Source organism: Cohaesibacter haloalkalitolerans, from assembly GCF_003574655.1.
Classification (GTDB): Bacteria; Pseudomonadota; Alphaproteobacteria; order Rhizobiales; family Cohaesibacteraceae; genus Cohaesibacter; species Cohaesibacter haloalkalitolerans.
Genome location: NZ_QNUM01000024.1, coordinates 1 through 3725, shown reverse-complemented (window position 1 = coordinate 3725; position 3725 = coordinate 1). Strand labels below are relative to the sequence as shown.

Annotated in this window: 4 protein-coding genes; 2 read left to right on the top strand and 2 right to left on the bottom strand. The window is 50.8% G+C overall.

Annotation, left to right across the window (positions count from 1 at the left end; translation table 11 throughout):
* Nucleotides 1-567: 567 nt before the first annotated feature.
* Nucleotides 568-777, bottom strand: coding sequence for a hypothetical protein (locus tag DSL70_RS22135; RefSeq protein ID WP_162916999.1), 210 nt, complete (start codon nucleotides 775-777; stop codon nucleotides 568-570).
* 268 nt (nucleotides 778-1045) lie between these two features.
* Nucleotides 1046-1180 (bottom strand): hypothetical protein, encoded by a 135-nt coding sequence (locus DSL70_RS22830; protein ID WP_280955373.1) that lies wholly within the window; start codon nucleotides 1178-1180, stop codon nucleotides 1046-1048.
* 492 nt (nucleotides 1181-1672) lie between these two features.
* Here DSL70_RS22830 and DSL70_RS22130 point away from each other — a divergent pair, with 492 nt between their 5' ends.
* Together DSL70_RS22130 and DSL70_RS22125 are read left to right on the top strand one after the other, a co-directional pair.
* Nucleotides 1673-2704, top strand: coding sequence for a four-carbon acid sugar kinase family protein (locus tag DSL70_RS22130; RefSeq protein ID WP_162916998.1), 1032 nt, complete (start codon nucleotides 1673-1675; stop codon nucleotides 2702-2704).
* 79 nt (nucleotides 2705-2783) lie between these two features.
* On the top strand, nucleotides 2784-3473 hold the full coding sequence (locus DSL70_RS22125) for a FadR/GntR family transcriptional regulator (RefSeq protein WP_245418317.1): 690 nt from the start codon (nucleotides 2784-2786) through the stop codon (nucleotides 3471-3473).
* Nucleotides 3474-3725 lie beyond the last annotated feature (252 nt).

The window sequence follows — 3725 nt, the reverse complement described above, 5'->3', positions numbered from 1 at the left end:
GAGAAGCAAGACAAGGCAACGGATTTTGCAGACCTATTCAAGCCTAACTATTAATCCATAACAAAACCACTTCCAGTGGTTCAAGCGTAGCGTTTCAAACCTCCCCCTCTGGGGGAGGTCATGACTTTTGAAGTCATGTCAATATCGGCACCCAGTACTAATCAGGACTATGAGTAGGTGACAGGTCCTCCCCGCCTCATATCGAGGGCTGGATATAAGCTGATTTCGGATATCTATGGATGCAAATCATCTACTCCCATGCTGTCGTCCGGCTGGTGGGCTGTGTGATGTGCGAAGGATAATGTGTCCGGGAGTTCAAGGGCCCATGGACCTGCGCCGAGAGATTTACGGGAGTTCTTTGCGCAGACCTCTATTGCGTTCACTATGACCATGCCACCTGTCGCTTTCAGGTGTTACCGTGTCTGGTTGCGGAGGCGTATCACAGTCGTGTAGGTGTCGCCACTGAAGGGCGATGGTGCAAAGATACCCCTACCGTGACGGCAGACGCGCCGTTGATGACGGCTTTGGGAACTCGCGGTGGTGGGGCTTATTCAATGCGAAGGGGGCTTAGTGTGAGGTCTCGGACGTTTGGGTATCGGCGGGCTGGATGCAATAGTCCTCATTGAGAGTAACCAGTCCCTTTTTGAGGGCGCGCTGAACCAGCACACGGACATCTTTCGGAGCATAACCCTTGTTTTCAAAAATCTTGATGAGCGTTTCCGGGGCGACGGCGCTGCGCTGATCATGCAAAATGTCCATCAGTTTTGTTTCTTCCATCTCGATCTCCAATCACTAAACAGGATAAAAAAATATTCATTGTGCCTTCATGTATAGTCTTATGGCCGTGGTTTTTGAAGGCTACAATTGGGTAATTTTTAACCAAAGCCGTGATGGTACAAGTCGGAAAATTGAGGATGCGGGCGGCCTCTTCGTTTGTTCCTGAGCTGATGTATGGACGCTTTTGTCTGGCTGCTCAGAGACTTCTTGAGAAGAGAGAGTGGAAGAAAAAATAATAATTTTCACTTTCAAGAAAATCCCCGCGGCATTAGCCGCGAGGATTGTTGTTTTCATCTTTGCTGATGTCAAAACCGTGGTCGGCCATCAGATTTTCGATGTAACGCTGAGCTTCTTCTTCACGAGCAGAGACAATTCTTTCGAATGCACGATTGAGAATGTTCATTTCAGTTCCTTTCAACTTTCCTGTTTGATCTTGTTTCTTGCTTTCTATGCCAATGAATATGGTCCTTAATGATGCATGCGAAAAGAACCATAATCTCAAATCCGTTATTCCGTTTTTGCATATCTCTTCTTTGAGATGCTCCTTGTATGCAATGGTAACGGTGTTGCGCAGTGGTCTTGTTTGGCAAGTTCTGAATGATTTCAATTTGTTAGGGAAATGGGCAATTATTTAAGTATCTCTCGCGGAAGGTTGGGAGGTCTGTTGTGTAGATGACGCCTCTGGTTTTCCAAGATGGTCCTGTTGTCCGGCTTGTCGGTCTCTGAAAAGGGAGCTTTGGGTATCTATAAGTTGCAAATTTGTAAACTGATAAGCGAATAAAAACCTGTTTTGTCGTTTGCTGTGTTGGATTAAATGCAAGACTATGCTAGATTTTTCGGCAATGATGACGCTAAGTTTGTCATAACTACCGAATTAACAAATATGGATCTCAAGGTGAAGCTAGTAGTCGTTGCGGATGATTTGACCGGTGCTCTGGATAGTTCTGTCGCGTTTGCCGAAAGAGGGTTGAAAGTGCTTTGCGCCCTGTCACTTTCGGAGCTGAAGGAAGCAATGGATGGGGGGGCGGATGTCGTCGCCGTCTCCACCGGTTCGCGGGAAATCGAACGGGAGGAAGCCATTGTGCGGGTCAAGTCAGCTCTCAGCGTGATAAAGGCTCATGTGCATGGCGAGAAAGTGCGGATCTTCAAGAAGGTAGACAGTCGGCTCAAGGGCCATGTGGCAGACGAGATCAGGGCTTTGGGCTTTTCTGCGGAGCAGACCATTGTTTGTCCGGCGATTCCGCGCCTTGGTCGTTTCGTTTCAAACGGTTTTCTTGCGGGCGAAGGTGTTGTTGAACCCATTGATGTCGCGGCTGTCTCCGGGTTGCCAGCAAGCTGCTGCATTGAGGCTGACAGCCAGTCCGATATCGAGGCGGCGATCAAGGATTTCCCTGAGGATGGCCTTTTTGTCGGGGCGGCCGGTCTTGCCGAAGCTCTGGCGCTGCGGATTGCTCCAGAACCGCGCAAGGATTCCATGCCGTCGCCCGAAGCCCCTGCCCTGTTTGCCATCGGTTCGCGAGATCCGGTGACGCTTGTTCAGCTTGAGGCATTCGAGACTGCGGCGGCGCCCAACGGGGTTGTTCCGACGCCTTTGAAATGGGACGAGGATGTCAAGGTGATCCAGATGACGCCGGGAACTACGGTTGTTTCTGGTCAGGAGGCTGGCGCCTGTTTCGCTGACGGAATTGCTGACTGGATTGCTGAAACCAGGCCGCGGACCTTTCTTGGATGTGGCGGCGAGAGCGCTGCGGCAATCTGCGCCCGGCTCCATATCGGAATTTTACAAGTGATTGGTGAGGTTCTGCCCGGATTGCCATTGTCCAAATCGACGGGAAATGGCGATGACATGTTCATTATCACGAAATCCGGTGGTTTTGGATCCAAGGATACCCTTGTAAAATTGGCTGCAAAGCTAGTAAAGAAGTAGTGTGAATAACTGCCAGAGGTTGTAAGTCGTGCCCCAGAATAGCGAAGCTGGTGAAACTCGAAGCCGTCCACGGAGGCTTTTGGCTGACAAGGTCTATCACACCCTGTTCAGCCGCATTTCCAATGGCGACTATCCTGTCAACCAACGCATGCCATCAGAGCATCAGTTGGCTGAGGAATTGGGCGTGTCTCGCCCTGTCCTGCGCAATGCTCTTGAAAAGCTGCGCAAGGAAGGGATGATCTATGCCCGTCAGGGCGCAGGCAATTTCGTTCGTGCGCCTTCTGTTTCACCCGTGGGCTTTGCGCGCGTCGAAACACTGTCTGACATCCAGCGTTGTTATGAGTTCCGGCTCAATCTGGAAACCGCATCGGCGGTTCTGGCTGCCAAGCGGCACAACAGTATCATTCTCAATGAAATGGAAGAAGCGCTGGAAATGATGCGCACGGCGACCGGCAGTCTGGTGCACCGGGAAGACGCCGACTTTGCCTTTCATATCTCGATTGCCAAGGCTTCCAACAACCATTATTTCGAAACGGCCATGCGGGCTTTGCGCGAGCATATCTATGTGGGCATGCAGATGCATGGTCAGTCCCTGCTGAGTGAAGGTGGCGATGCCCTCAGTCATGTTTTTGAGGAACATGACGAGATTTTTCGGGCAATCAAGAACCACGACAGTGCTCTGGCCTCTTCCCTGATGCGGGCGCATCTGGAGCATTCGCGGGATCGTCTGTTTGGCGGCGGGCTGATTGATCTCTCTATGCCGGAATAGTTCCTCAATCGTTCTTTTGCCAAGGGGCAAGGCGCGCAGTCTTTCAAGAGTGTGCGCCTTTTTGCTTAGGCGATGTTCCTTTTACTGTCATGGCGCCATTGCCCGTTTGGGCCTTTGACACAGACAAGTCATGACCTCCCCCAGAGGGGGAGGTTTGAAACGCTACGCTTGAACCACTGGAAGTGGTTTTGTTATGGATTAATAGTTAGGCTTGAATAGGTCTGCAAAATCCGTTGCCTTGTCTTGCTTCTC

Excerpts from the sequence above, each read along its gene's own strand:
- DSL70_RS22135 (WP_162916999.1), bottom strand. The coding sequence starts at position 777 with ATGGAAGAAACAAAACTGATGGACATTTTGCATGATCAGCGCAGCGCC.
- DSL70_RS22830 (WP_280955373.1), bottom strand. The coding sequence starts at position 1,180 with ATGAACATTCTCAATCGTGCATTCGAAAGAATTGTCTCTGCTCGTGAA.